This is a genomic window from Azotobacter bryophylli (assembly GCF_042643485.1).
Lineage (GTDB): Bacteria > Pseudomonadota > Gammaproteobacteria > Pseudomonadales > Pseudomonadaceae > Azotobacter > Azotobacter bryophylli.
On sequence record NZ_JBHRSJ010000016.1, the window covers coordinates 126,801 to 152,192 of the forward strand.

19 protein-coding genes are annotated in these 25,392 nt (G+C 60.5%); 11 read left to right on the top strand and 8 right to left on the bottom strand.

Annotation, left to right across the window (positions count from 1 at the left end):
- Positions 1–36 precede the first annotated feature (36 nt).
- From clpP to ACFOJE_RS09165, 5 genes are all read left to right on the top strand, one after another.
- A complete protein-coding gene (gene clpP / locus ACFOJE_RS09145) occupies positions 37–675 on the top strand; it encodes an ATP-dependent Clp endopeptidase proteolytic subunit ClpP (protein ID WP_377814007.1) in 639 nt (212 codons plus the stop codon).
- 104 nt (positions 676–779) lie between these two features.
- Complete coding sequence (gene clpX, locus ACFOJE_RS09150) at positions 780–2,060, top strand: ATP-dependent Clp protease ATP-binding subunit ClpX (protein ID WP_377814008.1); 1,281 nt, start codon at positions 780–782, stop codon at positions 2,058–2,060.
- Positions 2,061–2,190: 130 nt separating this feature from the next.
- The gene (lon, locus tag ACFOJE_RS09155) at positions 2,191–4,584 is read left to right on the top strand and encodes an endopeptidase La (RefSeq protein WP_377814009.1); all 2,394 of its coding nucleotides are present in this window, start codon (positions 2,191–2,193) and stop codon (positions 4,582–4,584) included.
- Positions 4,585–4,716: 132 nt separating this feature from the next.
- On the top strand, positions 4,717–4,989 hold the full coding sequence (gene hupB, locus ACFOJE_RS09160; RefSeq protein ID WP_028237830.1) for a nucleoid-associated protein HU-beta: 273 nt from the start codon (positions 4,717–4,719) through the stop codon (positions 4,987–4,989).
- Positions 4,990–5,209: 220 nt separating this feature from the next.
- Positions 5,210–7,084, top strand: coding sequence for a SurA N-terminal domain-containing protein (locus ACFOJE_RS09165; RefSeq protein ID WP_377814010.1), 1,875 nt, complete (start codon positions 5,210–5,212; stop codon positions 7,082–7,084).
- Positions 7,085–7,148: 64 nt separating this feature from the next.
- Here ACFOJE_RS09165 and fabI read toward each other — a convergent pair whose 3' ends face one another.
- The 8 genes from fabI to gloB form a co-directional block, all read right to left on the bottom strand.
- Positions 7,149–7,943 carry an enoyl-ACP reductase FabI gene (fabI, locus tag ACFOJE_RS09170; protein ID WP_377814011.1) on the bottom strand — a complete coding sequence of 265 codons (795 nt, stop codon included), beginning with the start codon at positions 7,941–7,943 and terminating at the stop codon, positions 7,149–7,151.
- A gap of 19 nt (positions 7,944–7,962) precedes the next feature.
- Positions 7,963–9,576: an ABC transporter ATP-binding protein gene (locus tag ACFOJE_RS09175; protein WP_377814012.1), complete on the bottom strand. Its 1,614-nt coding sequence runs from the start codon at positions 9,574–9,576 to the stop codon at positions 7,963–7,965.
- Between the two features lies 1 nt (position 9,577).
- Positions 9,578–10,597 carry an ABC transporter permease gene (locus ACFOJE_RS09180; RefSeq protein WP_377814013.1) on the bottom strand — a complete coding sequence of 340 codons (1,020 nt, stop codon included), beginning with the start codon at positions 10,595–10,597 and terminating at the stop codon, positions 9,578–9,580.
- 2 nt (positions 10,598–10,599) lie between these two features.
- Positions 10,600–11,685, bottom strand: a complete 1,086-nt coding sequence (locus tag ACFOJE_RS09185; protein ID WP_377814014.1) for a microcin C ABC transporter permease YejB — start codon at positions 11,683–11,685, stop codon at positions 10,600–10,602.
- 3 nt (positions 11,686–11,688) lie between these two features.
- The gene (locus ACFOJE_RS09190) at positions 11,689–13,485 is read right to left on the bottom strand and encodes an extracellular solute-binding protein (RefSeq protein WP_377814015.1); all 1,797 of its coding nucleotides are present in this window, start codon (positions 13,483–13,485) and stop codon (positions 11,689–11,691) included.
- 44 nt (positions 13,486–13,529) lie between these two features.
- A complete protein-coding gene (locus ACFOJE_RS09195; protein ID WP_377814016.1) occupies positions 13,530–15,359 on the bottom strand; it encodes an extracellular solute-binding protein in 1,830 nt (609 codons plus the stop codon).
- 147 nt (positions 15,360–15,506) lie between these two features.
- Positions 15,507–17,078, bottom strand: a complete 1,572-nt coding sequence (locus ACFOJE_RS09200; protein ID WP_377814017.1) for a LysM peptidoglycan-binding domain-containing protein — start codon at positions 17,076–17,078, stop codon at positions 15,507–15,509.
- Between the two features lie 98 nt (positions 17,079–17,176).
- On the bottom strand, positions 17,177–17,959 hold the full coding sequence (gloB, locus tag ACFOJE_RS09205) for a hydroxyacylglutathione hydrolase (protein WP_377814018.1): 783 nt from the start codon (positions 17,957–17,959) through the stop codon (positions 17,177–17,179).
- A 222-nt stretch (positions 17,960–18,181) separates the two neighbouring features.
- On the opposite strand from gloB, the gene ACFOJE_RS09210 reads away from it, so the two are divergent.
- The 6 genes from ACFOJE_RS09210 (at position 18,182) to nudC (ending at position 25,230) form a co-directional block, all read left to right on the top strand.
- Positions 18,182–18,946 carry a class I SAM-dependent methyltransferase gene (locus ACFOJE_RS09210; protein WP_377814019.1) on the top strand — a complete coding sequence of 255 codons (765 nt, stop codon included), beginning with the start codon at positions 18,182–18,184 and terminating at the stop codon, positions 18,944–18,946.
- A complete protein-coding gene (gene rnhA, locus ACFOJE_RS09215; protein WP_377814020.1) occupies positions 18,947–19,402 on the top strand; it encodes a ribonuclease HI in 456 nt (151 codons plus the stop codon).
- Positions 19,403–19,418: 16 nt separating this feature from the next.
- The gene (gene dnaQ, locus ACFOJE_RS09220; RefSeq protein WP_377814022.1) at positions 19,419–20,159 is read left to right on the top strand and encodes a DNA polymerase III subunit epsilon; all 741 of its coding nucleotides are present in this window, start codon (positions 19,419–19,421) and stop codon (positions 20,157–20,159) included.
- Between the two features lie 92 nt (positions 20,160–20,251).
- Positions 20,252–22,504 carry an Orn/Lys/Arg family decarboxylase gene (locus tag ACFOJE_RS09225; RefSeq protein ID WP_377814023.1) on the top strand — a complete coding sequence of 751 codons (2,253 nt, stop codon included), beginning with the start codon at positions 20,252–20,254 and terminating at the stop codon, positions 22,502–22,504.
- A 252-nt stretch (positions 22,505–22,756) separates the two neighbouring features.
- Complete coding sequence (locus tag ACFOJE_RS09230; protein WP_377814024.1) at positions 22,757–24,400, top strand: ferrous iron transporter B; 1,644 nt, start codon at positions 22,757–22,759, stop codon at positions 24,398–24,400.
- Positions 24,400–25,230 (top strand): NAD(+) diphosphatase, encoded by an 831-nt coding sequence (gene nudC, locus ACFOJE_RS09235; RefSeq protein ID WP_377814025.1) that lies wholly within the window; start codon positions 24,400–24,402, stop codon positions 25,228–25,230. The genes ACFOJE_RS09230 and nudC overlap by 1 nt, the downstream gene beginning before the upstream one ends.
- Positions 25,231–25,392: the final 162 nt, after the last annotated feature.

Here is a 25,392-nt window from a genome sequence, read left to right on the forward strand (position 1 = left end):
GCTTTATAGACCTGACCATTAGGGAGATATCAGGACATGCAGCGTAATCCTCTGATGCAAGTGCCGGAAATTCAGGCTGCTGGTGGCCTCGTGCCGATGGTGATCGAGCAGTCTGCCCGCGGTGAGCGTGCCTATGACATTTATTCCCGCCTGTTGAAGGAGCGGGTGATCTTTATGGTCGGCCAGGTCGAAGACTACATGGCCAACCTGATCGTGGCCCAGCTGTTGTTCCTTGAGGCCGAAAATCCGGACAAGGATATCCATCTCTATATCAATTCGCCGGGCGGTTCCGTAACGGCTGGCATGTCTATCTACGACACCATGCAATTCATCAAGCCTGATGTTTCAACCATCTGTATCGGCCAGGCCTGCAGCATGGGGGCGCTTTTGTTGGCCGGTGGGGCGGCGGGTAAGCGTTTCTGTCTGCCCCATTCCCGTATGATGATTCATCAGCCGCTTGGTGGCTTCCAGGGTCAGGCATCCGATATCGAGATTCATGCCCGAGAAATCCTGACCATTCGCGAACGGCTGAACAAAGTGCTTGCTCATCACACTGGCCAGCCTCTTGATGTAATCGCGCGTGACACGGATCGTGACAATTTCATGAGCGGTGAGGAGGCGGTCAAGTACCGCCTTATTGATCAGGTGCTCACCCAGCGCCAGATGGTCGAGTGACCCAGTCGATAGGGGCGGCATGCGCAAGCGGTCGCCCGTGGGGTTGAAAATACCCGCATTTGCCTTCATCTTGTGTTGCAAGCCTACCGGATTGGATCGAACGAATGACTGACACCCGCAACGGCGAGGACAACGGCAAACTGCTTTATTGCTCCTTCTGCGGCAAAAGCCAGCATGAAGTGCGTAAGTTGATTGCAGGGCCCTCGGTCTTTATCTGCGACGAGTGCGTCGACCTGTGCAATGACATTATCCGTGAGGAAGTGCAAGAAGCTCAGGCCGAGAGCAGTGCCCACAAACTGCCAACCCCTAAGGAAATCAGCACTATTCTTGATCAGTATGTGATCGGTCAGGAGCGTGCCAAAAAGATTCTGGCTGTAGCGGTATATAACCATTACAAGCGTCTGAATCAGCGTGAGCGTAAAGACGACGTCGAGCTTGGCAAGAGCAATATTCTCTTGATCGGGCCTACTGGCTCTGGCAAGACGCTTCTCGCCGAAACTCTGGCGCGTTTGCTTAACGTGCCGTTCACCATCGCTGATGCTACTACCTTGACTGAGGCTGGCTACGTTGGTGAGGACGTTGAGAATATAATTCAAAAGTTGCTACAGAAGTGCGACTACGATGTCGAAAAGGCCCAAATGGGCATCGTTTATATAGACGAGATCGACAAAATTTCCCGTAAGTCGGACAACCCCTCCATTACTCGTGACGTATCGGGTGAGGGTGTGCAACAGGCGCTGTTGAAGCTGATCGAGGGAACCGTTGCTTCTGTCCCTCCGCAGGGAGGACGCAAGCATCCGCAGCAAGAATTCCTGCAAGTCGATACACGAAACATCCTTTTTATCTGCGGCGGAGCTTTTTCCGGTTTGGAAAAGGTGATCCAGAATCGTTCGACCAAGGGTGGGATCGGCTTCAAGGCCGAGGTGCGTAGCTCGGAGCCGGGTAAGAAAATCGGTGAGGCTTTGCGTCAGGTCGAGCCGGACGACTTGGTCAAGTTTGGTCTTATTCCTGAGTTCGTGGGCCGTCTGCCAATCATAGCGACCTTGGATGAATTGGATGAGGCTGCGCTAGTTCAGATTCTAACCGAGCCCAAGAATGCATTGACCAAACAGTATGGCAAACTGTTCGAGATGGAAGGCGTTGACTTGGAATTTAGGGTCGATGCTCTACATGCGGTCGCGCATCGTGCATTGGAGCGTAAGACTGGTGCTCGTGGGTTGCGTTCGATCCTTGAAGGCATTCTTCTGGACACTATGTACGACATTCCTTCTCAATCTGGCGTCAGTAAAGTCGTCATTGACGAGAGTGTTATCGATGGGGCATCCAAGCCCTTGCTCATCTATGAAAATTCAGAGCCGCCTGCGAAGGCTGCACCTGACGCCTGACTTATGAAGGGGCCTTCGGGCCCCTTTGTATTTCTGCTGTAATGCTTGTTTTTTCCTAGAGCTGCCTCCATCTTAGACGGCAAGGGAGCATCCCATCCGTTACGGTCGTAGGCCGCATAGAGTAAAAATTATGAACAGATACGAGATTCCTCTTCTGCCGCTACGCGATGTCGTCGTCTATCCGCACATGGTGATTCCATTGTTTGTGGGGCGAGAGAAGTCCATCGAAGCTCTGGAAGTGGCCATGAGCAGCGACAAGCGTATCCTTTTGCTGGCTCAGAAAAACCCGGCCGACGATGATCCCTGGGAAGACTCCCTCTATAGGGTCGGTACCGTGGCGACTGTGCTGCAATTACTCAAGCTGCCTGATGGTACCGTCAAGGTTTTGGTTGAAGGTGAGCAGAGAGGGATTGTCGAGCATTTCATCGACGCCGAAGGGCATAGCCGTGCCGATGTGACGCTGGTCGAAGAGACTGCCGTGCCAGAGAGGGAAGGGGAGGTCTTCGTTCGTAGTCTATTGAGCCAGTTCGAGCAGTATGTCCAGCTGGGTAAGAAGGTGCCTGGTGAGGTTCTTTCATCCCTGAACAGCATTGATGATCCGGCTCGCTTGGTCGATACCATGGCTGCTCACATGGCTCTGAAGCTCGAGCAGAAGCAAGAGATTCTGGAGATCACCGATCTCACTGCTAGGGTCGAGCATGTTCTGGCTCTATTGGATGCCGAAATCGATCTGCTTCAGGTGGAGAAGCGTATCCGTGGCCGCGTTAAGAAGCAGATGGAGCGCAGCCAGCGTGAGTACTATCTGAATGAGCAAATGAAAGCTATTCAGAAGGAACTCGGCGATATCGATGAAGGACATAATGAAATTGATGACCTGAAGCAGCGGATCGAAGCTGCTGGCCTTCCCAAGGAAGCCTTGGCCAAGGCTAATGCCGAACTGAACAAACTCAAGCAGATGTCTCCGATGTCAGCTGAGGCCACTGTTGTACGTTCTTACATCGATTGGCTGGTCAATGTTCCATGGAAAGCAGAAAGCAAGGTCCGCTTAGACTTGGCCCGGGCTGAGGATATCTTGGATGCCGACCATTACGGCTTGGAGGAGGTCAAGGAACGTATTCTTGAATACCTAGCCGTCCAGAAGCGGGTTAAGAAGATCAAGGGGCCTGTGCTTTGCTTGGTTGGCCCGCCTGGGGTGGGTAAGACGTCACTGGCTGAGTCCATCGCTCGCGCAACCAATCGCAAGTTCGTCCGCATGGCATTGGGTGGTGTGCGAGACGAGGCTGAGATTCGTGGTCATCGCCGTACCTACATTGGTTCCATGCCAGGGCGGTTGATTCAAAAGATGACCAAGGTCGGCGTGCGTAATCCTTTGTTCCTGCTTGATGAGATTGACAAGCTGGGCAGTGATATGCGGGGTGATCCCGCTTCTGCGCTGCTCGAAGTGCTGGATCCGGAGCAGAACCACAATTTCAATGACCACTACCTGGAGGTTGACTACGATCTCTCGGATGTAATGTTCATCTGTACCTCCAACTCCATGAATATCCCGGCCCCGTTGCTGGATCGTATGGAAGTGATCCGTCTGCCTGGGTATACGGAGGATGAGAAGGTCAATATTGCCGTCAAGTATCTCGCTCCTAAGCAGACTCAGGCCAATGGGTTGAAGAAAGGAGAGCTAGAGTTCGAGGAGGCGGCGATTCGCGACATGATCCGCTATTACACCCGCGAGGCGGGTGTGCGTAGTCTGGAGCGCCAGATTGCTAAGGTTTGCCGCAAGGCAGTCAAGGAACACTCCCAAGAGAAGCGTTTTCACGTTCTAGTGACGGTTGATTCCCTTGAGCATTTTCTCGGTGTTCGCAAATACCGCTACGGTCTTGCTGAGCAGCAGGACCAGATCGGTCAAGTAACGGGGCTGGCTTGGACTCAGGTCGGTGGCGAGTTGCTGACTATCGAGGCGGCGGTTGTTCCAGGAAAGGGCCAACTGACGAAGACAGGATCTCTTGGCGATGTAATGGCGGAGTCCATTACAGCGGCCCTCACCGTTGTCCGTAGTCGTGCCAAGAGTCTTGGCATCGCTCCCGATTTTCATGAGAAGCGCGATATTCATATTCATATGCCTGAGGGTGCCACTCCAAAGGACGGTCCAAGTGCGGGTGTGGGCATGTGCACTGCGTTGGTTTCGGCGTTGACGCAAATTCCGGTTCGTGCGGACGTTGCAATGACGGGTGAAATTACTTTGCGCGGTCAAGTATTGGCAATCGGGGGATTAAAAGAGAAATTGCTGGCGGCACATCGCGGGGGAATCAAAACCGTCATTATTCCGGAAGAGAACGTAAGGGATTTAAAGGAAATTCCGGAGAACATTAAGCAAGACCTTCAGATCAAACCGGTCAAATGGATTGACGAGGTCCTGCAAATTGCGCTGCAATACGCGCCGGAGTCCTTGCCCGATGCGGCTCCAGAGATTGTCGCCAAAGATGAGAAGCGTGATTCTGATTCCAAGGAGCGAATCAGTACACACTAACCGGGTTACTTCCTTGACACACTTTTCGAGCCCTTGATATAAAGCGGCTCTTTGTGTTTCGGCAGGCTTTCAGCACCCGCTTTGCCTACATCAGAATTAAGAAATAACCCAACAGAAATAAGGGGACTTAGAGTGAACAAGTCGGAATTGATTGATGCTATCGCAGCATCTGCTGATATCCCGAAAGCTGTTGCTGGCCGCGCGTTGGACGCAGTGATCGAATCCGTCACTGGCGCCCTCAAGGCTGGTGATTCCGTGGTGCTGGTTGGTTTTGGTACTTTCGCTGTTAAAGAGCGTGCTGCTCGCACTGGCCGTAACCCGCAGACTGGCAAGCCGATCAGCATCGAAGCAGCCAAGATTCCAGGTTTCAAAGCAGGCAAGGCTCTGAAAGACGCTGTCAACTAAGCGTTTTTCTTTGCCCTACCAGATCAGGAATGCCTGATCGGGCAACGGAGCGGTAGTTCAGCCGGTTAAAATCGGCTTGCCATGCGGGGGTCGCAGGTTCGAGTCCCGCCCGCTCTGCCAGCTATGAGAAGGCGCATCCTTGGATGCGCCTTTTCTTCTATTAGGACTCTACCCGTGCTACGCGGCTGTATTCGCTCCGTGCAGCCGTTCTGGGGGAAGCATGCTGCAGAACATCAGGGACAATTCACAAGGGTGGATTGCCAAAACTCTTATCGGCCTGATTATTGTGCTGCTGGCTTTGACCGGGGTCGATGCCATTATCAGTAGTACCAGTAACAGTCAGAATGCTGCTGAAGTCAACGGAGAGAAGATTACCCTCACCGACTTGAATCAGGCAGTCGACATACAGAGGCGTCAGTTGATCCAGCAACTGGGTAAGGATTTTGATGCCTCGCTACTCGACGAGAAGCTGCTGCGCAATGCCGCGCTGAATGGCTTGATCGAGCGAGAGCTTCTTCTGCAGGGGGCTCAGTCCGCCGGCTTCGCGTTCTCACAGGCCGCGCTGGACCAACTGATCCTGCAAACTCCGGAATTTCAGATCGATGGTAAGTTCGACGCCAATCGATTCGATCAAGTCATCATGCAGATGGGATACAGCCGCCTGCAATTTCGCCGGATGCTCGAGCAGGAGATGCAGATCAATCAGCTGCGAGCCGGCCTTGCTGGGAGTGCCTTTGTCACCGATGCTCAGGTCAACTCCTTCGTGCAGCTGGAAAAGCAGACCCGCGACTTTGCCACTATGAACGTGAAGGCCGATGAAGCCGGTGCGCAAGTCCAAGATGCCGATATCAAGGCTTATTACGACGAGCACGCCAGCCAGTATCTGACCCCCGAGCAGGTTGTCGTGGAGTATATCGAGTTGAAGAAGGATGACTTTTTCAGCCAGGTCGAAGTCTCCGATCAGGATCTGCAAGCTCTTTATCAGAAGGAAATTGCCAATCTCGTCGAGCAGCGTCAGGCCGCCCATATCTTGATCGAAGTGAACGACAAGCAAAGTGATGCGCAGGCCAGGGCTAAGATCGAGGAGATCAAAAAGCGTCTTGATCAAGGTGAAGACTTTGCCACTTTGGCCAAGGAGTACTCCCAAGACAGGGGGTCGGCTACCAATGGCGGAGATCTGGGGTATGCCGGCCCTGGCGTCTATGATCCTGCCTTCGAGCAGGCACTCTATGCCCTGTCGAAAGGTCAGGTTTCCGCACCGGTACATACCGAATTCGGTTGGCATCTGATCAAGCTGCTGGATGTGCAAGAGCCAGAGGTTCCTAGCTTCGACAGCATGAAGGAAAAACTGGTACGCGATCTGAAAGAAGAAAAAGTCGAACAGCGTTTCGTCGAGGCTACGCGTGAGCTCGAGTCCTCCTCTTTCGAGGCAGCCGATCTTGCGCAGCCTGCCCAAGAGCTGGGGCTGAAAGTGAAGACCTCCGCACCCTTCGGGCGTGAAGGCGGAGAGGGAATCACTGCCAACCGCCAAGTCGTTCAAGCCGCATTCAGTCCGGCTATTCTGGAAGAGGGCAGCAATAGCGGTGCTATCGAGCTTGATCCTGACACCGTGGTAGTGCTGCGCTTGAAGGAGCATCGGAAACCTGAGCAGTTACCGCTGGAGCGGGTGGCCGACGGTATCCGCCTGCAGTTGAAACGGCAGCATGCCGCCGAAGCTGCGAAGAGCCAGGGCGAGAAGCTGCTGAGCGAACTCCGCAGTGGTCAGACGCCTGCTAGTCAGGCGAAAGTGGGGGAAGGATGGAGTGTGGTCGAGGCCGCTACTCGCAGCCAGGAAGGTATAGACCCATCAGTCCTTCAGGCGGTATTCCGCATGGCCAAGCCAAGCACTGCCGACAAGCCGACCTTCACCGGGCTGTCCCTGCCTAACGGCGACTACCTGCTGGTCCGTCTGAATGGAGTCAGCGAGCCGAATGCTGAGCTGACCGACGAAGAGCGCGATATGTATCGCCGCTTCCTCGCCTCGCGTATCGGTCAGCAGGATTTCGCGGCCTATCGTCGCTTGCTGAAAGACAAGGCGGAGATCGAGCGCTTCTGATCCCGAGCTGACTCTGGCCAATAAAAAACCCGCATTCATGCGGGTTTTTTATTGGGTTGGAGACTCAGTCTTCCAGGGAGCCCATGGCGGTAGTGTTGAAACCACCGTCGACGTAGAGAATTTCACCACTGATGCCCGAAGCCAGATCGGAGCAGAGGAAGGCGCCAGCATTGCCGACTTCATCGATGGTCACGTTGCGGCGCAAGGGGGTCTGACGCTCGTTGGCAGCGAGCATCTTGCGGAAACTGGCGATGCCGGAAGCGGCCAGGGTACGGATCGGGCCTGCAGAAATGCAGTTCACGCGGGTACCTTCCGGGCCGAGGCTAGCGGCCAGGTAGCGGACTCCGGCTTCCAGGCTGGCCTTGGCCATGCCCATGACGTTGTAGTTGGGCATGGTGCGCTCGGCGCCCAGATAGCTCAGGGTCAGCAGGCTGCCGTTACGTCCCTTCATCATCTCGCGTCCGGCCTTGGCCAGGGCTACGAAGCTGTAGGCGCTGATATCGTGGGCGATTTTGAAGCCTTCACGATTGGTGACTTCGGTGAAGTCGCCGTTGAGCTGGTCGCCTGGGGCGAAGCCTACCGAGTGGACGATGCAGTCCAGTCCATCCCATTTCTTGCCCAGCTCCTCGAAGACCTTGGTGATGTCCTCGTCCTTGGCCACATCGCAAGGGAAGCACAGCTCTGCGCTGGAGCCCCAGCCGGCGGCAAATTCCTCGACCCGCCCTTTTAGCTTGTCGTTCTGATAGGTGAACGCCAGCTCGGCACCTTCGCGATGCATGGCGGCGGCGATACCCGAGGCGATGGACAGTTTGCTGGCGACGCCGACGATCAGTACGCGCTTACCGGCGAGAAATCCCATGGATCAGTTCCTCTTCTAGTTAATCGGCAGTACCGGGGGCCAGGAAAGCGGCCTCCAGCAGCTGCCGTGTGTAAATGTGTTGGGGGGCGTCGAAAATTGCCTTCGCCGGCCCCTGTTCGACGACTCGTCCCTGCCTCATGACCACCAACTGGTGGCTCAGTGCCTTGACCACGGCGAGATCATGGCTGATGAACAGGTAGGTCAGGTCGTACTTGCGCTGCAATGATCGCAGCAGTTCCACTACCTGGCGCTGAACTGTACGGTCGAGCGCCGACGTGGGCTCGTCCAGCAGGATCAGCGCCGGCTTCAGCACCAAAGCGCGGGCGATGGCGATCCTTTGCCGCTGCCCGCCGGAAAACTCGTGGGGATAGCGATGCCGGGTTTCCGGATCCAGCCCCACCTCCACGAGCGCCTCGACGATTGCCCGCTCCTGCTCGACCGGTGTTCCTATTCCGTGGATTTGCAGGCCTTCGCCGACGATCTGTCCCACCGACATGCGCGGACTGAGGCTGCCGAACGGGTCCTGGAAGACCACCTGCATTTCCCGGCGCAGAGGGCGGACCTGCTCCTGCGACAGGCCGTCGAGGGGCTGACCGTGGAAACGGATGGAGCCCCGACTGCCGAGCAGGCGCAGGATCGCCAGCCCCAATGTGGACTTGCCCGATCCGCTCTCGCCGACGATGCCTAGGGTCTGTCCCTTGTGCAGCGTGAAATCGATACCGTCGACCGCTTTCACGTGGTCCACCGTACGGCGCAGCAGACCTTTCCTGATCGGGAACCAGACACGTAGGTCCTTGATTTCCAGCATCGGCTCGCCGACCGGATTGTCCGCCGGCCCGCCACTCGGTACGGCCGCGAGCAGTTCCTGAGTGTAGGCATGCCGGGGAGCATGGAACAGTTCATTGCATGGCGCCTGTTCGACGATCCGACCACGCTGCATGACACATACGCGGTGGGCGATTCGCCGAACTAGATTGAGATCGTGGGTGATCAGCAGTAGGGCCATGCCCAAGCGAGACTGCAGATCCTTGAGCAGTTCGAGGATCTTCAGCTGCACGGTGACGTCCAGGGCCGTGGTCGGCTCGTCGGCGATCAGCAGCTCCGGCTCGTTGGCCAGGGCCATGGCGATCATCACCCGTTGCCGCTGGCCGCCGGAGAGCTCATGGGGAAAGGACTTCAGGCGCTTCTGCGGTTCGGGGATGCCGACGAGCTCAAGGAGCTCGAGGGTACGCGCCGTGGCGGCGTTGCCGCTCAGGCCCTTGTGCAGTGTCAGCACCTCGTTGATCTGCTTCTCGATGGTATGCAGCGGATTCAGCGAGGTCATCGGCTCCTGAAAGACCATGGCTATTCGGTTGCCGCGGATGCCCCGCAGCCTGCGCTCATCGAGCTGCAGCAGATCCTCTCCGGCGTAGTGGATGGTGCCGCTCGGATGTCGAGCCAGGGGGTAGGGGAGCAGGCGCAGGATGGAGTGGGCGGTGACGGACTTGCCGGAGCCGCTTTCCCCGACGAGAGCGAGCGTCTCGCCCTTGCGGATGTCAAAGCTGACGCCTTCCACCACGCGCTGCGCCTTGTCGCCACTGACGAATTCGACGGCGAGATCGCGTATCTCGATCAGATTTTCCGGATTGCTCATCTCACTTCCTCGGATCGAAGGCATCGCGCGCAGCCTCGCCGATGAACACCAGCAGGCTCAGCATCACGGCCAGCACCAGGAAGGCGCTGATACCGAGCCAGGGCGCCTGGAGGTTGGACTTGCCCTGGGCCACCAGCTCGCCGAGAGAAGGGGCGCCAGGCGGGAGGCCGAAACCGAGGAAGTCCAGCGCGGTGAGGGTGCCGATAGCACCGGTGAGGATGAAGGGCATGAAGGTCATGGTCGAGACCATGGCGTTGGGCAGGATATGGCGATACATGATGGCGCCATTGCTCATGCCCAGTGCCCGGGCTGCCCGGACATACTCCAGATTGCGGCCGCGAAGGAACTCGGCGCGGACCACGTCCACCAGGGTCATCCAGGAAAACAGCAGCATGATGCCCAGCAGCCACCAGAAGTTCGGCTGCACGAAGCTGGCCAGGATGATCAGCAGATAGAGTACCGGCAGGCCGGACCAGACCTCGATGAAGCGCTGGCCGAGCAGGTCCACCCAGCCGCCGTAGAAGCCCTGCAGGGCGCCGACGATAACGCCCACCAAGGAGCTGAGAATGGTCAGGGTCAGCGCGAAGAGCACGGAGATGCGGAAGCCGTAGATCACCCGGGCGAGCACGTCACGGCCCTGGTCGTCGGTTCCCAGCCAGTTCACCGTCGAAGGCGGGGCCGGAGCGGGTACGGTCAGATCGTAGTTGATGCTCGAATAGCTGAATCTGATCGGCGGCCAGAGCATCCAGCCGTCCTTTTGCGCGATCAGCTCCTGGATATAGGGGCTCTTGTAGTTGGTGCGCAGGGGAAATTCGCCGCCGAAAGTGGTTTCCGGATAGCGCTTGAATACCGGGAAGTACCATTCGCCGTCGTAGCGCACCGCCAGGGGCTTGTCGTTGGCGATCAGTTCGGCGCCCAGGCTCAGGCCGAACAGGACGAGAAACAGCCAGAGCGACCACCAGCCACGCTTGTGCGCCTTGAAGCTTTGCAGTCGACGTCGATTCAGGGGAGACAGCTTCATCCTCAAGTCTCCCGGCTTTCGAAGTCGATCCGCGGATCGACCAGGGTGTAGGTGAGGTCGCCGATCAATTTCACGACAAGTCCCAGCAAGGTGAAGATGAAAAGGGTGCCGAAGACCACCGGGTAGTCTCGGTTGATCGCCGCTTCGAAGCTCAGCAGGCCGAGGCCGTCCAAGGAGAAGATCACCTCGATCAGGAGCGATCCGGTGAAGAACAGGCCGATGAAGGCCGCCGGGAAGCCGGCGATGATGATCAGCATGGCGTTGCGGAAGACGTGCCCGTAGAGCACACGGTTCTTCGACAGGCCCTTGGCGCGGGCGGTGATCACGTACTGCTTGTTGATCTCGTCGAGGAAGCTGTTCTTGGTCAGCAGGGTGAGCGTGGCGAAGTTGCCGATCACCAGAGCGGTAACCGGCAGGGTCAGGTGCCAGAAATAGTCGAGGATCTTGCCGCCCAGGCTGAGCTCCTCGAAGTCGTTCGAAGTCAGTCCGCGCAGGGGGAACCAGTCGAAATAGCTGCCGCCGGCGAACAGCACGATCAGCAGAATGGCGAAGAGGAACGCCGGAATCGCGTAGCCGACGATGATCGCCGAGCTGGTCCAGACATCGAAGGTGCTGCCGTGGCGGATCGCCTTGGCGATGCCCAGGGGGATGGACACCAGATACATGATCAGGGTGCTCCATAGCCCGAGGGAGATCGAAACCGGCATCTTTTCGACGATGAGATCGACCACCTTGGCGTCGCGGAAGAAGCTCTCGCCGAAATCCAGCTTGAGGTAATTGGTCAGCATCAGCCAGAAGCGCTCGTGGGCCGGCTTGTCGAAACCGTACATGCGCTCGATCTCGGCGATCAGGTCGGGGTCCAGACCCTGCGCGCCGCGGTAGTTGGAGCTGCCCGAGGCCACCTCGCTGCCGCCGCCGGAAATCCGTCCCGTGGCGCCGCCGGCCGCCGCCTCGAAGCCCTCCAGTTTGGCGATGGCCTGTTCCACCGGGCCGCCGGGTGCGGCCTGGATGATGACGAAGTTCAGCAGCAGGATGCCGAACAGCGTGGGTACGATCAGCAGCAGGCGCCGCAGGATATAGGCAAGCATCGGTTACTGTCCCCCGACGCCCGGCGCGACTGGCACGGCCGGCTGAGGCTGCGCCTGGGTCTTCATCCACCAGGTGTACAGGCCGATGTCGTACAGCGGCGTGACCTTCGGGTGTTCCAGGCGATTCCAGTAGGCCACCCGCCAAGTCTTGATGTGCCAGTTGGGGACCACGTAATACCCCCAGAGCAGGACCCGATCCAGCGCCCGGGTGTGGCTGATCAGGGATTCGCGGGAGTCGGCCTGGATCAGCCCCTCCACCAGGCTGTCGATCGCCGGGTCCTTGAGACCGATGAAGTTGCGGCTGCCCGGGTTGTCGGCGCTGACCGAGTGCCAGTATTCGCGTTGCTCGTTGCCCGGTGAATTGGATTGGCCGAAGCCGCCGACCATCATGTCGAAATCCCGTGAACGGAGGCGGTTGATGTATTGCGAGACGTCGACCCGGCGGATCACCAGATCGATGCCGAGATCGGCCAGATTGCGCTTGTAGGGCAGGAGGACGCGCTCGAACTCGGCTTGGGCGAGGAGGAACTCGATGCTGACCGGCTTGCCGCTGGCGTCCAGCATGCGGTCGCCCTCGACGTGCCAGCCGGCCTCCTGGAGCAACTGGTAGGCGCGGCGCTGCTGATCCCGGATGATGCCGCTGCCGTCGGAGACCGGAACCTTGAACTCCTCGGTGAACACCTGAGGAGGAATCTTCCCGCGCAGCGGCTCGAGGATTTTCAGTTCGGCCGCATCGGGCAGTCCGCGGGCGGCCAGTTCGGAGTTGTCGAAATAGCTGTGGGTACGGGTGTAGGCGCCGTTGAACAGCTGACGATTGGTCCACTCGAAGTCGAACAGCAGGCCCAGTGCTTCGCGTACGCGGCGATCCTGGAACAGGGGACGGCGAATGTTGAAGACGAAGCCCTGCATGCCTGCCGGGTTGTGGTTGGCGATCTCTTCCTTGATCAGCGCGCCGCTGTGTACCGCCGGAACGTTGTAGGCGGTCGCCCAGTTCTTCGCGCTGGTCTCCAGCCAGTAGTCGAACTGACCGGCCTTGAGCGCCTCCAAGGCGACGGTGTTGTCGCGGTAGTAGTCGTACTGGATGGCGTCGAAATTGTAGAAGCCGCGATTGACCGGCAGATCCTTGCCCCACCAGTCCTTCACCCGCTGATAGCGGATCGAACGCCCGGGCTGTACTTCCGCGACCTGGTAGGGGCCGCTGCCGAGGGGGATGTCCAGGCTGCCGCGGGTGAAGTCGCGGCCCTGCCACCAGTGCTTGGGCAGCACCGCCAACTGGCCGATGATCAGCGGCAGCTCGCGGTTGTCGGTATGGCGGAAGTCGAAGCGTACCCGGCGCTCGTCCTCGGCGACCGCTTTCTCGACATCGGCATAGTAGGCCTTGAAGGACGGCGACCCGTCCTTCATGAGGGTCTCGAAGGAGAAGACCACGTCCTCGGCCGTCACCGGATGACCGTCGTGGAAGCGCGCCTCGGGACGCAGGTAGAAGCGCACCCAGCTGTTGTCCGGCGCCTTCTCCATCTTCTCGGCGAGCAGGCCGTATTCGGTGAAGGGTTCGTCCAGGCTATGACGCGTCAAGGTGTCGTAGATCAGGCCGATGTCGTCAGCGGCCACCCCTTTGTTGATGAAGGGGTTGAGGCTGTCGAATCCGCCGAAGCCGGCCTGACGCAGGGTTCCGCCCTGTGGCGCGTCGGGGTTCACGTAATCGAAGTGGCGGAAGTTGGCAGGGTATTTCGGCGCCTCGCCATAAAGCGTCAGGGCATGCTGCGGTGCGGCCTGGCCCAGACCGGTCAGACTCAGCATCAGCCCGCCTACGGCGCATAGCAAGACGGAACGAAGGGGGCGCATCATTGGGCTTTCTCCGTGGGCTTTAACCACCAGGCGCGCAGGCCCAGGGTGTAGGGCGGCGTGCGGACGAAGGCGAACTTGTTTCGGTACGCCAGACGGTGGTGGCCGGTGTACCAGTTGGGGATGCTGTAGTGCTGCCAGAGCAGGACGCGGTCCAGGGCCCGAGTGGCGGCTATCTGCTGCTCCCTGGTCTGGGCGGCGAGCAGACTGTCCAGCAGGCCGTCGACCGCCGGATGAGAGATGCCGGCATAGTTCTTGCCCCCTTTCAGGCGGGCCTGGCTGGAGTGGAAGTACAGCCACTGTTCGAGGCCGGGGCTGAGCGTCTGCGGCAAGGTCAGCAGAATCATATCGAAATCGAACTGGTCGAGGCGATGCTTGTACTGGGCCCGATCCACCGTGCGCAAGCGGGCCTCGATGCCGATGCTGGCGAGGTTTTCCGCGTAGGGCTGTAGGATGCGCTCGAGGTTGGGGTTGACCAGGAGGATCTCGAAGCTCAGCGGCTCGCCCTGGCCGTTGACCAGGCGCTCCCCGGACAGCTTCCAGCCGGCATCGGCCAGCAGGGCGAGGGTGCGGCGCAGGGTGTCCCGGGGTATGCCGTGGCCGTCGGTGACCGGCATCTGGAACGGCTCGCGGAACAGCCGTTTGGGCAGTTTCCGGCGATAGTTGGATAGCAGCAGGCGCTCTTCGCCCTCCGGCTTGCCGGTGGCGGAGAACTCACTGTTCGGGTAGTAGCTGGTGGCGCGCTGGTAGGCGTTGTTGAAGAGGGCCCGATTGGTCCATTCGAAGTCGAACATCAGTCCGAGGGCTTCTCTGACGCTGCGTTTGCCGAAGAGATGGCGGCGAGTGTTGAAGAACAGGCCTTGGGTCTGCGTGGGAATCCTGTGCGGGATCTCGGCGCGGATCACTTCACCCGCGGTAACGGCCGGAAAGCTATAGCCATTCGCCCAATTCTTGGCCTGGTGTTCGATATAGAAGTCGAAATGGCCTGCCTTGAACGCTTCGAAGGCAACGTTGCTGTCCCGGTAGAAGTCGACTTCGACGCGATCGAAATTGTATTTGCCACGATTGACCGGCAGGTCCTTGCCCCACCAGTCCTTCACCCGCTCGAAAACCAGGCGCCGGCCCGGCTGTACCTGGACGATGCGATAGGGACCGCTGCCCAGCGGCGGCACATAGGTCGTGGCTTGGAAGTCCTTTCCTTTCCAATAATGCCGCGGCAGCACCGGCAGTTCGCCCAGGCGCAGGATCAGCAGCGGGTTACCGGAGCGCTTCAGGACGAAACGGACGCGATGGCGACCGAGAACGTCGACGCGTTGCACCTCCTTGAGGTCGGTACGGTACTGCGGGTGACCCTGTTTGCTCAGCACCCGGTAGGAAAACGCCACGTCCTGCGCGGTGATCGGCTTTCCATCGTGGAAGCGGGCCTCCTTGCGCAGATTGAAGACCACCCAACTGCGGCTTTCGTTGTACTCCACCGATTCGGCGATGAGCCCGTAGTTGGATGCCGGCTCGTCGCCGGAGGGATCGTAGAGACCCGATCCGGCCATCAGGGGCTCGTTGAGTTCGGAGACGCCATACTGCAGAAAGTCGGCCGTCGAGGACGGACTGACGCCCTTGAAGGTGTAGGGGTTGAGGGTGTCGAAGGTCCCCAGTGCCATGATCCGCAGGGTGCCGCCCTTGGGGGCTGCGGGGTTGGCCCAGTCGAAATGGCCGAAGTCGGACGGATACTTGAGCGTGCCGAATTGGGCGTAACCATGGCTCTCGGTGATGCGCGCGCAGGCCTGTGCACTCAGGAACAGCGTGAGGGACAGCAGGAGCAGGGGACGCATGGCTAGGCGGGTCCGGTCCATGGTGACTTCAAGGCAAACGGGCGGCTACAGTAACAGCTTGTCCTGCCTGGAAAAAGGCGTCATGCGGTTGGCCCGGGGCGCCGTCGTCGGGCCCGGGTTCCCATGCTTGAAGGCCGTCTGCTTCGGTCAATTTGGCAGATAGAGCGTCAGCGTCTGCCCCGGTCTCACCAGGCGGCTGTCGATCGAGTTCCAGCGCTGCAACGTCTTGAGGTCGACCTGGAAGCGCTTGGCGATCAGGGCGAGGGAGTCGCCCTTGCGGACCTTGTAGTAGGTGACGGTCTCGCGCTTCTTGCTGCCGCCGGCCGCTGGACGGCTGGAGCCTTGCAGGGCCAATACCTGGCCGGCTTTCAGGTTCTTGCTGCGCAGCTTGTTCCAGCGCTGCAGATCGCCGACGTCGACCTTGTTCGCCTTGGCGATATCCCAAAGGCTGTCGCCTTTCCTGACCCGGTAGGTGCGAGGTCTCGCTACGGGCTTCGCCGTCGCAGGCTCCTGGCTGGCGAGATTCTGGTACAGCGGTATCGGCTTGACGCCCGGTTGGGCCGGAATGCTGAGAACCTGTCCGACGCGCAGACGGTTGCTCGGCAGGTTGTTGATGTCCTTGAGGGTTCGCGCGGTCATCTGATAGAGGTTGGCGATGCCGTGCAGGCTTTCCCCGGGGCGCACCTGATGCTGCTTCCATTCGACTAGATCCTGGGGCTTCATCAGCGCCAGGTTGGCTTGCAGGAGTTCGGCCTTGCTGGCCGGCACCAGCAGATGCCTGGGGCCGTCCATGGTAATGCCGCGTTTGTAGGCTGGGTTCAGCTGAATCAGCTCGTCCTTGTCCATATCGGCCATTTCCGCGAGGCGCGAGAGATCGACGCTGCGATTCAATTCGACCTTCTCGAAGTAGGGTTCGTTGGCGATCGGGCTGAGCTCCATTCCGTAGGCTTCGGGCGTCATGATCAGCTGAGACAGAGCGAGCAGCTTAGGAACGTAGTCCTGCGTCTCCTGAGGCAGGTTCAGGTTCCAGTAGTCGGTCGGCAGGCCGAGCCTGCTGTTGCGCTCCATGGCACGGCTGACCGTGCCTTCGCCGGCGTTGTAGGCTGCCAGGGCGAGAAGCCAGTCGCCGTTGAACATCTCGTGGAGTCGAGACAGGTATTCGATTGCCGCGCGAGTCGAGGCGGTGATATCGCGACGCCCGTCGTACCAGTGGGTCTGGCGCAGGTTGTAATCGCGGCCGGTGGAAGGGATGAACTGCCAAAGCCCCACCGCCTGGGCACGGGAGTAGGCCATCGGGTCGTAGGCGCTCTCGATGACCGGGAGCAACGCCAGCTCCAGCGGCATGCCCTTTTCTTCCAGTCGCTCGACGATGTAGTGGATATAGAGGGCGCCCCGCTCGCTCACCTTGTTGATGTGCGCCGGCCTGCTGACGAACCACAGGCGCTGACGCTCGACGCGCGGATTGACGCCGATCTCATTCTGCAGGGCGAATCCGCCCCGCATGCGCTCCCATATGTCCTCGGGCTGCCGGGTGGTCGCCACGTTGTTCAGCCATTCGGTTTCCTTCTGCAGGCCGACGGCGATCGTGGTTTCGTCTGCGTCCTCGATGTGGCCGGTGCTCTGGCAGCCGGCCAGAGCCGCCGCGAGAACGACGACGAAAACGTGGCCACTTCGCATCAACTGACCAGAAAACGAGGGCTTTTGTTGTGGTGGGGACATTGGCGAAGGAGTGGCCCGGAAGGAAAAATTGGGGGGATTCTAGGAACCCCCTGCAAAGAGGGTCAAGGCTTCGCCTGTTTGCGAATGTTAGATCGGTCTTAAAAATGGTCCTTCCATTCGCGTAATGCTGCGAAAGTTTGCACGGCCGACAACAAGGACTCGGATCGAGCATGACGGGCGGCGGAGCGCATGACCGCGGCGGTCTCTGCTCGCAGGAAAGGGTTGGTCTGCCGCTCCAGAGTCAGGTTCGATGGCAGCGTGCCCTGCCCGCTGGCCCGTAGGGCCTCCACTTCGGCAATACGTCGGACAAGTGCGGGATTTTCCGGTTCGACCGCCTCGGCGAATCGCAGATTGTTCTGGGTGTACTCGTGGGCACAGTAGATGAACGTCGAATCGGGAAGGGCTGCCAGGCGTTGCAGCGAGCGGTACATCTGTCCCGGGGTTCCTTCGAAGATCCGACCGCAGCCGGCGGCGAACAGGGTATCGCCGCAGAATAGGCGGGCGGCATCGCCGTCGGTCTGGAAATAGGCGACATGGCTGCGGGTGTGCCCTGGGACCTCCAGCGTCTCGAACTGGCTGCCCAGCACCTCGATTCGGTCGCCGTCACGGACAGTGGCATCTCGCACGGGGATGCGCTCCTCGTCCGGCCCGATCACGCGGGCCCCGGTGGCTGCCTTGAGCGGCTCGACCCCGCCGATGTGATCCGCATGGTGATGGGTAATGAGAATATCGCAGAGCTGCCACCCCGGGTGCTTGCTCAGCCAGTGAAGGACGGGAGATGCGTCTCCGGGGTCGACTACGGCGCAGCGCCGCTGCTCCCTGTTCTGCAGCAGCCAGATATAGTTGTCCTGAAATGCAGTCAGTGCTTCGATGTCGATCATGATACGGGGCGGGAGAGATCGCCTCCGGGGACTTGAGAGCCCAGCCAGTGGTGGCGCCTTCTCTCGCTTTCTCCTTGGGGCCGAGCCGTCTATCGGGGAGATGGAGCGTGCCCCCGTTCCCTAGCTGCTGCTGTCGCCACGCTATTGACCAGGGCAATGGTCCATCCCATAAATGGCTCCATATTAGGCAACTGATCGAGCGGCTGCACCCAGGAGTGCTTCATGACCGACCAAGCTTTCGCCCAGGCTGATCCCAGGTGGTTGTCCTTGATGGCCGAATCCAGCGCATGGTTCGCCAGTGCGCCCGGGCAGCAACTGCTCGGCGAGGAGCAGCGGCTGCTCAAGGAGGAACTGGCCCGCTTTTTCGGCGGATACCTGGTGCATTACGGTCCGCCAGCCGGGTTGTCCGACCCGGCCGGGCAGATCCGTTGCTGCGTGCGGCTGGGGCCGCCCCAGCCGGGGATTCAGATCGTCTGCGAGGAACAGGCTTGGCCGCTGGTCGAGCATGCCGCGGACGTGGTGGTGCTGCAGCATGGCCTGGATTTCAGCCTGTCGCCGCATGGACTGCTGCGGGAAGCCGCCCGCAGCGTGCGTCCCGGCGGTCATCTGCTGATCGTTGGTATCAACCCGCGCAGCCTGTGGGGGGTGCGCCGCTATTTCGCCAACGATGCCTTGCGCCAAGCCCGCTGCATCGGCTCGCATCGGGTGGGCGACTGGCTGGCCTTGCTGGGGTTCGCGCTGGAGAAACGCCGTTTTGGATGCTATCGTCCGCCGCTTTCATCCACCGCCTGGCAAGCCCGTACCGAGCGTCTCGAGTCATGGGGCCGATCCGGGCAGATGCCGGGAGGCGGCTTTTACCTGCTGGTGGCCCGAAAGCTGGTGGTCGGCCTTCGGCCGTTGCCACAGAGCCGCCGGGAGCCCATCGGCAAGCTGGTACCGCTGCCGGTGGTCAAGATCAGCCGGCGCGATTCGAAGCATGAGGCTTAAGTGAGCGACAAGGTCGAAATCTATACCGATGGTGCCTGCAAGGGTAACCCCGGGCCGGGAGGCTGGGGCGCTTTGCTGATCTACAAGGGCGTGGAACGGGAGCTCTGGGGGGGCGAAGCGGAAACCACCAACAACCGGATGGAACTGACCGCGGCCATCCGGGCGCTGGCCGAGCTCAACCGTCCCTGTGAGGTGTCGCTGACCACCGACTCGGAATACGTGATGCGCGGCATCCAGGAATGGCTGCCGAACTGGAAGAAACGCGGCTGGAAGACTGCAGCTCGCCAGCCGGTGAAGAACGCCGATCTCTGGCAGCAGCTGGACGAGCAGGTGAACCGGCACCGGGTCACCTGGTCCTGGGTCCGCGGTCACACCGGGCATCCAGGCAACGAGCGGGCCGATCAGTTGGCCAACCGGGGCGTCGTCTCGGCGAAAAGTCAGAAACACAGCGTTTGACAGGAACGGCATACCCATGCGCAGCGTAGTACTCGATACCGAAACCACCGGCATGCCCGTCACCGACGGCCACCGGATCATCGAAATCGGCTGTGTCGAAGTCATCGGCCGTCGTCTCACCGGGCGGCATTTCCATGTCTACCTGCAGCCCGATCGCCAGGTCGACGAGGGCGCGGTAGCGGTGCACGGCATCACCGATGAGTTCCTGGTCGGAAAGCCGCGCTTCGCCGATGTGGCCGAGGAATTCTTCGAATTCATCAAAGATGCCCAACTGATCATCCACAACGCGGCGTTCGACATCGGCTTCATCAACAGCGAGTTCTCCCGACTCGGCCAGACCGACCGGGCGGATATCACCGCGCACTGCAGCGTGCTCGATACCCTGCTGATGGCCCGCGAGCGTCACCCCGGCCAGCGCAACAGCCTCGATGCCCTGTGCAAGCGCTATGGCGTGGACAACTCCGGCCGCGATCTGCACGGCGCGCTGCTCGACGCCGAGATCCTGGCCGACGTCTGGCTGGCGATGACCGGTGGCCAGACCCACCTGTCCCTGGCGGGCGAAGGCGCAGAGGAGGGGGCCGACGGCCGGCCCCAGGTGACACCGATCCGCCGCTTGCCCTCCGAGCGCCCGCGGACGCCGGTCATCCGAGCCAGCGAGGAGGAGTTGGCTGCGCATGCGGCGCGCCTGGCGGCGATCGAGAAGGCCGCCGGAGGCCCGGCTCTCTGGGCGCAGCTGCTGGAAACGCCGCAGCAATAAGTGCGAGCAGGTGGTACGACCTTGACCGAGGTATTCGCTACCTCGGTGCCCAGCTTGGCTTATCCTGAAACAAAACCTTTCGGGATGCCGACGTGTACAAGGATCTCAATTTTCCCATCCTGATCGTCCATCGCGACATCAAGGCCGACACCGTGGCCGGTGAGCGCATCCGGGCAATCGCCCGGGAGTTGGAGCAGGGCGGTTTCGGCACCCTCACCAGCGCCAGTTCCGCGGAGGGTCGCATCGTTGCCTCGACCCATCACGGCCTGGCCTGCATCCTGGTCGCCGCGGAGGGCGCGGGGGAAAACCGGCGCTTGCTGCAGGACATGCTCGAGCTGATCCGCATCGTCCGCTTCCGAGCGCCGCGGCTGCCGATCTTCGCCATCGGCGAGCAGGTCACTATCGAGAATGCACCGGCCGAGGCCATGGCCGAGCTCAATCAGTTGCGCGGCATCCTCTATCTGTTCGAGGACACGGTGCCCTTTCTTGCCCGCCAGGTCGCCCGGGCCGCGCGGAACTACCTGGCGGGCCTGCTGCCCCCGTTCTTCAGCGTGCTGGTCGAGCACACCCTGCAATCCAACTACTCTTGGCACACGCCCGGCCACGGGGGCGGAGTGGCATTCCGCAAGAGTCCGGTGGGGCAGGCTTTCCATCAGTTCTTCGGGGAAAACACACTTCGCTCCGATCTGTCGGTGTCGGTACCGGAACTGGGCTCGCTGCTCGACCATACCGGGCCGCTAGCGGCGGCCGAGGCCCGAGCGGCGTGCAATTTCGGCGCCGATCACAGCTTTTTCGTGACCAACGGCACCTCGACGGCCAACAAGATCGTCTGGCACGCGATGGTCGCCCGCAACGATCTGGTCCTGGTCGACCGCAACTGCCACAAATCGGTCGTACACGCGATCATCATGACCGGGGCGATTCCCCTGTATCTGATGCCGGAGCGCAACGAGCTGGGCATCATCGGGCCGATTCCGCTCGAAGAATTCAGTCGGGAGTCGATCCAAGCCAAGATCGCTGCCAATCCGCTGGCCCGCGGACGGGAGCCCAAGGTCCGGCTGGCGGTGGTCACCAATTCGACCTACGACGGCCTTTGCTACAACGCCGAGCTGATCAAGCGGCAGCTAGGCGATTCGGTCGAGGTGCTGCACTTCGACGAGGCCTGGTACGCCTATGCGGCCTTCCACGAGTTCTACGCCGGCCGCTACGGCATGGGAACGAGCCGCGGACCGGACAGCCCTCTGGTGTTCAGTACCCACTCCACCCATAAACTGTTGGCGGCCTTCAGTCAGGCTTCGATGATCCATGTGCAGGATGGCGGCCTCCGCCAGCTCGACTGCGAACGCTTCAACGAGGCGTTCATGATGCATACCTCGACGTCCCCCCAATACGGGATTCTGGCTTCGCTGGATGTGGCGTCGGCGATGATGGAGGGCCCCGCTGGCCGTTCGTTGATTCAGGAGACTTTCGACGAGGCCCTCAGTTTCCGCCGTGCTCTCGCCAATCTGCGGCAGAGTCTGGCGGCGGATGATTGGTGGTTCGACATCTGGCAGCCGCCGCTGAGTGAAGGCATGGAGCGGTTCGATACCCAGGACTGGGGGCTGGCCCCGGGAGACGAATGGCATGGTTTCGGGGGGCTGGCAGAGGACTACCTGTTGCTCGACCCGATCAAGGTGACCCTGGTCACGCCGGGGCTGAATGTGAACGGCGAACTGGCCGAGCAGGGTATTCCCGCTACCGTCGTCAGCAAGTTTCTCTGGGAGCGGGGCCTGGTGGTGGAAAAGACAGGGCTCTACTCCTTCCTGGTCCTGTTCTCCATGGGCATCACCAAGGGCAAGTGGAGCACGCTGCTGACCGAGTTGCTCGAGTTCAAGCGTTACTTCGATGGCAACCTGCCGCTTGCCGAGGCGTTGCCCTCGGTTGCCCGCGCCGGCGGCCCGCTGTATGCGGGGGTGGGGCTGCGCGACCTGTGCGGGCAGCTGCATGCATACTATCGCGAGAGCGCCCGCGCCAAGATGCTGAAGCGGTTATATAGCGTTCTCCCCGAGGTCGTTGTCCTGCCTTCGGAGGCTTACGACAAGCTGGTGAAGGGCGAGGTCGAAGCGGTGCCCATCGAAGAGTTGGAGGGCCGTGTCTCGGCCGTGATGCTGGTGCCCTATCCGCCGGGTATTCCCCTGATCATGCCCGGTGAGCGTTTCACTCGAACGACCGGCTTCATCGTCGACTATCTCAGATCCGCCCGAGCCTTCGATTTGCGCTTTCCAGGGTTCGATTCGGACATTCATGGGTTGCAGCGGGTGGTGGGGTCGACCGGTTATAGTTATACCGTCGACTGCATCCGCTGACGGGAGGCATTAAGCCATTGAAAGAGCAGGGCGTGTGCTGCATCACAGAGGCCGGCATCGAAATCGCCTTGCCCCTTGCTATAGTTGCGCGGTTTTCGACAGGCCCTTCATATCCTGGGGCTTGGCTTGACGGCCGCTCGCTTGGGCGATTGGTTATGAAGCGTGGTAATGGCTGCGCATTTGGGCAAGCAGAAGCCGGAGTTCGCCGACTGATGCCGTACGAGAGCTTCGCGCGGGAGGCGCAATAGATCCATGGTCACTGGTGCTACGTCCCTCAGCCTGGTGCGTAACGAGCTGTTCACCACCATCGACGAGGCCGAGCAGAGTCTCGAACAGTTCATCGTCGAGCGCCAGAATGGCAGCCTGCTGCAGCAGGCTGTGGTGAATCTGCAGCAGGTGCGCGGCATCCTCAAGCTCATCGAGCTGACCGGCGCCGAGATGCTGGCACAGGAAGTGCTGCAGCAGGCGACGAATATCCCTGCCGGTGTCGGCGAGGTATGGGACGTGCAACTGGCTGCCCTCAGCGGCGCGCTGCATGTGCTGCGTCGCTATCTGGAAAGCGTGGATCTGCATCGTCAGGAAATTCCCGAACTGCTGCTGCCGGCCATCAACGATCTGCGCCTGGCTGGCGGCCAGGCTGCCTTGCCGGAAAGCCTCTTCTTCAGCGTTCGACTCGATGCGCCGCGGCCTCCCCAGACCCCACAGCCAGCCGGAGAGGGGGAGGTCTCACGTCTGCGCCACATGTACCAGCTCGGCTTGTTGGGCTTCATCCGTGAGCAGAGTCTTCAGTCCAGCATCGGTCTGATGCTCCGGGCGATGAAGCGTCTGAAGCGCATCTTCGCCGCCAATTCGCAAGGCAGGCTGTACTGGATCTGTGCGGCTGCCCTCGAGTCGCACCTGGATGGCGGGCTGATCCCGCGCAAGTCGCGCAAGTTCCTCTTCGCCCAAGTCGACCGCGAGCTCAGGCGAGCCCTGACCTGCGCCGACAATGAGCCTCCCCGGAGCCTGCTCAAGGAACTGCTCTATCTCGTGGCTCTCGCCGACAGCCATGGACCTCTTGCCACGCAGGTGCGAGAGGCTTTCGTCCTTCAGCCGCTGCCTTTCACCGATCAGCTCCTGGAGGAGGAGTATCGTCGCTTGGCCGGGCCAGGACAGTCCGTGATGCGCTCCCTGTCCATGGCTATCTGCGAAGAGCTGACGGGCCTCAAGGATTCTCTCGATCTGATCGAAAGAGGCGCTAGCGGAGGGGAAAGCCTGCAGGGCCTGTATATCCGGTTGGGCAAACTGGTGAAGACCTTGAGCATGGTCGGCCTGATCTCGGCCAGCAATGCGATCGGCGCCCTGTTGCCCTCGATCGCCGAGGTCAGTGCGAACGGCAAGCCTATGGAGCTGCAGGTGCTCACCCGCCTCGCGGAGGCCTTGCTCTATGTCGAGGGAGTCGTCACCCATCTGGAGCGCGGCGAGCGGGCATTGCGCCCGGAGAAAGAGTCCGATTCCTTTGCCAGCCAACAACTGGCCGAGGCGCGCATCGTGGTACTCGACGAGGCCAAGGCCGGCCTCGCCCTTGCCCGCCGGGCGATCACCGCCTATATCGAGTCCAACGGCGACAAGATGCACTTGGCCAATGTGCCGATAAGTCTGGATGCAGTGCGTGGCGGCCTCTGGTTCCTCGAGCAGCAACGCGCGGCATCGCTCATCTCGGCCTGCGGCGAATATATCCAGAAACGCATGCTGGAGAGCCAGAAGATGCCCGCCGAGCCTATGCTGGAAACCCTGGCCGATGCGCTGACCAGTCTCGAGTATTACCTCGAAGGCGGGGCTCCGGATGGTCAGGCCCATATCCTCGACCTGGCCAGCGACAGCGTTCGTGCCCTGGCGTTGCCGGTAGCGGCATAATGACCAATCATCATATGGCGGAGTCGGGCGAGGCCAAGGCTGACGAGTCATTGGTGCTCGTTCATTGCAGACAGGATTTCCTGTGCAGTTCGCAAGGTCCGCTCTTTTCGCTCGATTGGTTGCGTGAGCTGCAATTGCCAGCACTGGCCGAGCATGAGGTCGGGCTGTACGGATCGATCCCCGTCCGCCTTCTCGAATTGGAAAGACCTGCCGAGATCGCCGGTTGCAGTTGGCAGAGCCTGCGTCGGCTCATGCTCGAAGGGGACGCCGACACCTTCAGGCTGCTGGGGTATGCGGCACAGATCGGTATCTGGGCCAGGCAGCATCGTTTCTGTGGCAGCTGTGGTGAGCCCCTGCAGCCTGTTTCCGGTGAGCGTGCCATGCGTTGTTCGCGTTGCGACGAACAGCACTACCCACGTCTTTCCCCCAGCATGATCGTTCTGGTTACCCGGGGTGATGAGGTTCTGCTCGCCCGTTCGTCCCGTTTCGCCAGCGGGGTTTTCAGCACCCTCGCAGGCTTCGTCGAGCCAGGAGAAACGGTCGAGCAATGCGTGGTGCGGGAGGTACGCGAGGAGGTCGGGCTCGAGGTCAAGAACCTGCAGTACATCGCTAGCCAGTCGTGGCCCTATCCCCATTCGCTGATGCTGGGCTTCCATGCCGAGTATGCAGGCGGAGAGATCGTTCCGCAGCCCGGGGAAATCGAGGAGGCCCATTGGTTCGATCTGGCCCGGCTGCCGCTGCTGCCCTCGCCATACTCCATCGCCCGCTATCTCATCGAGCTTCACCGGGCTCGCCATCTGGGGCTTCCCGAGCCGCTTCCACCTGGCTAGCGATCGAGCCCTTTGCGCTCGAACGGAGCGCTGCGCTTCCTTCATCAAGCCTTTCGCTTTCTCAGTCTTCCATGGTCGAAGGTGTGGCGGGGTTGCGGGTTCTTTTTTCGACCTGCGTCTTATTATGGACTGGTGTGAGTGGTAGCAGTCCGACTGGCTGCC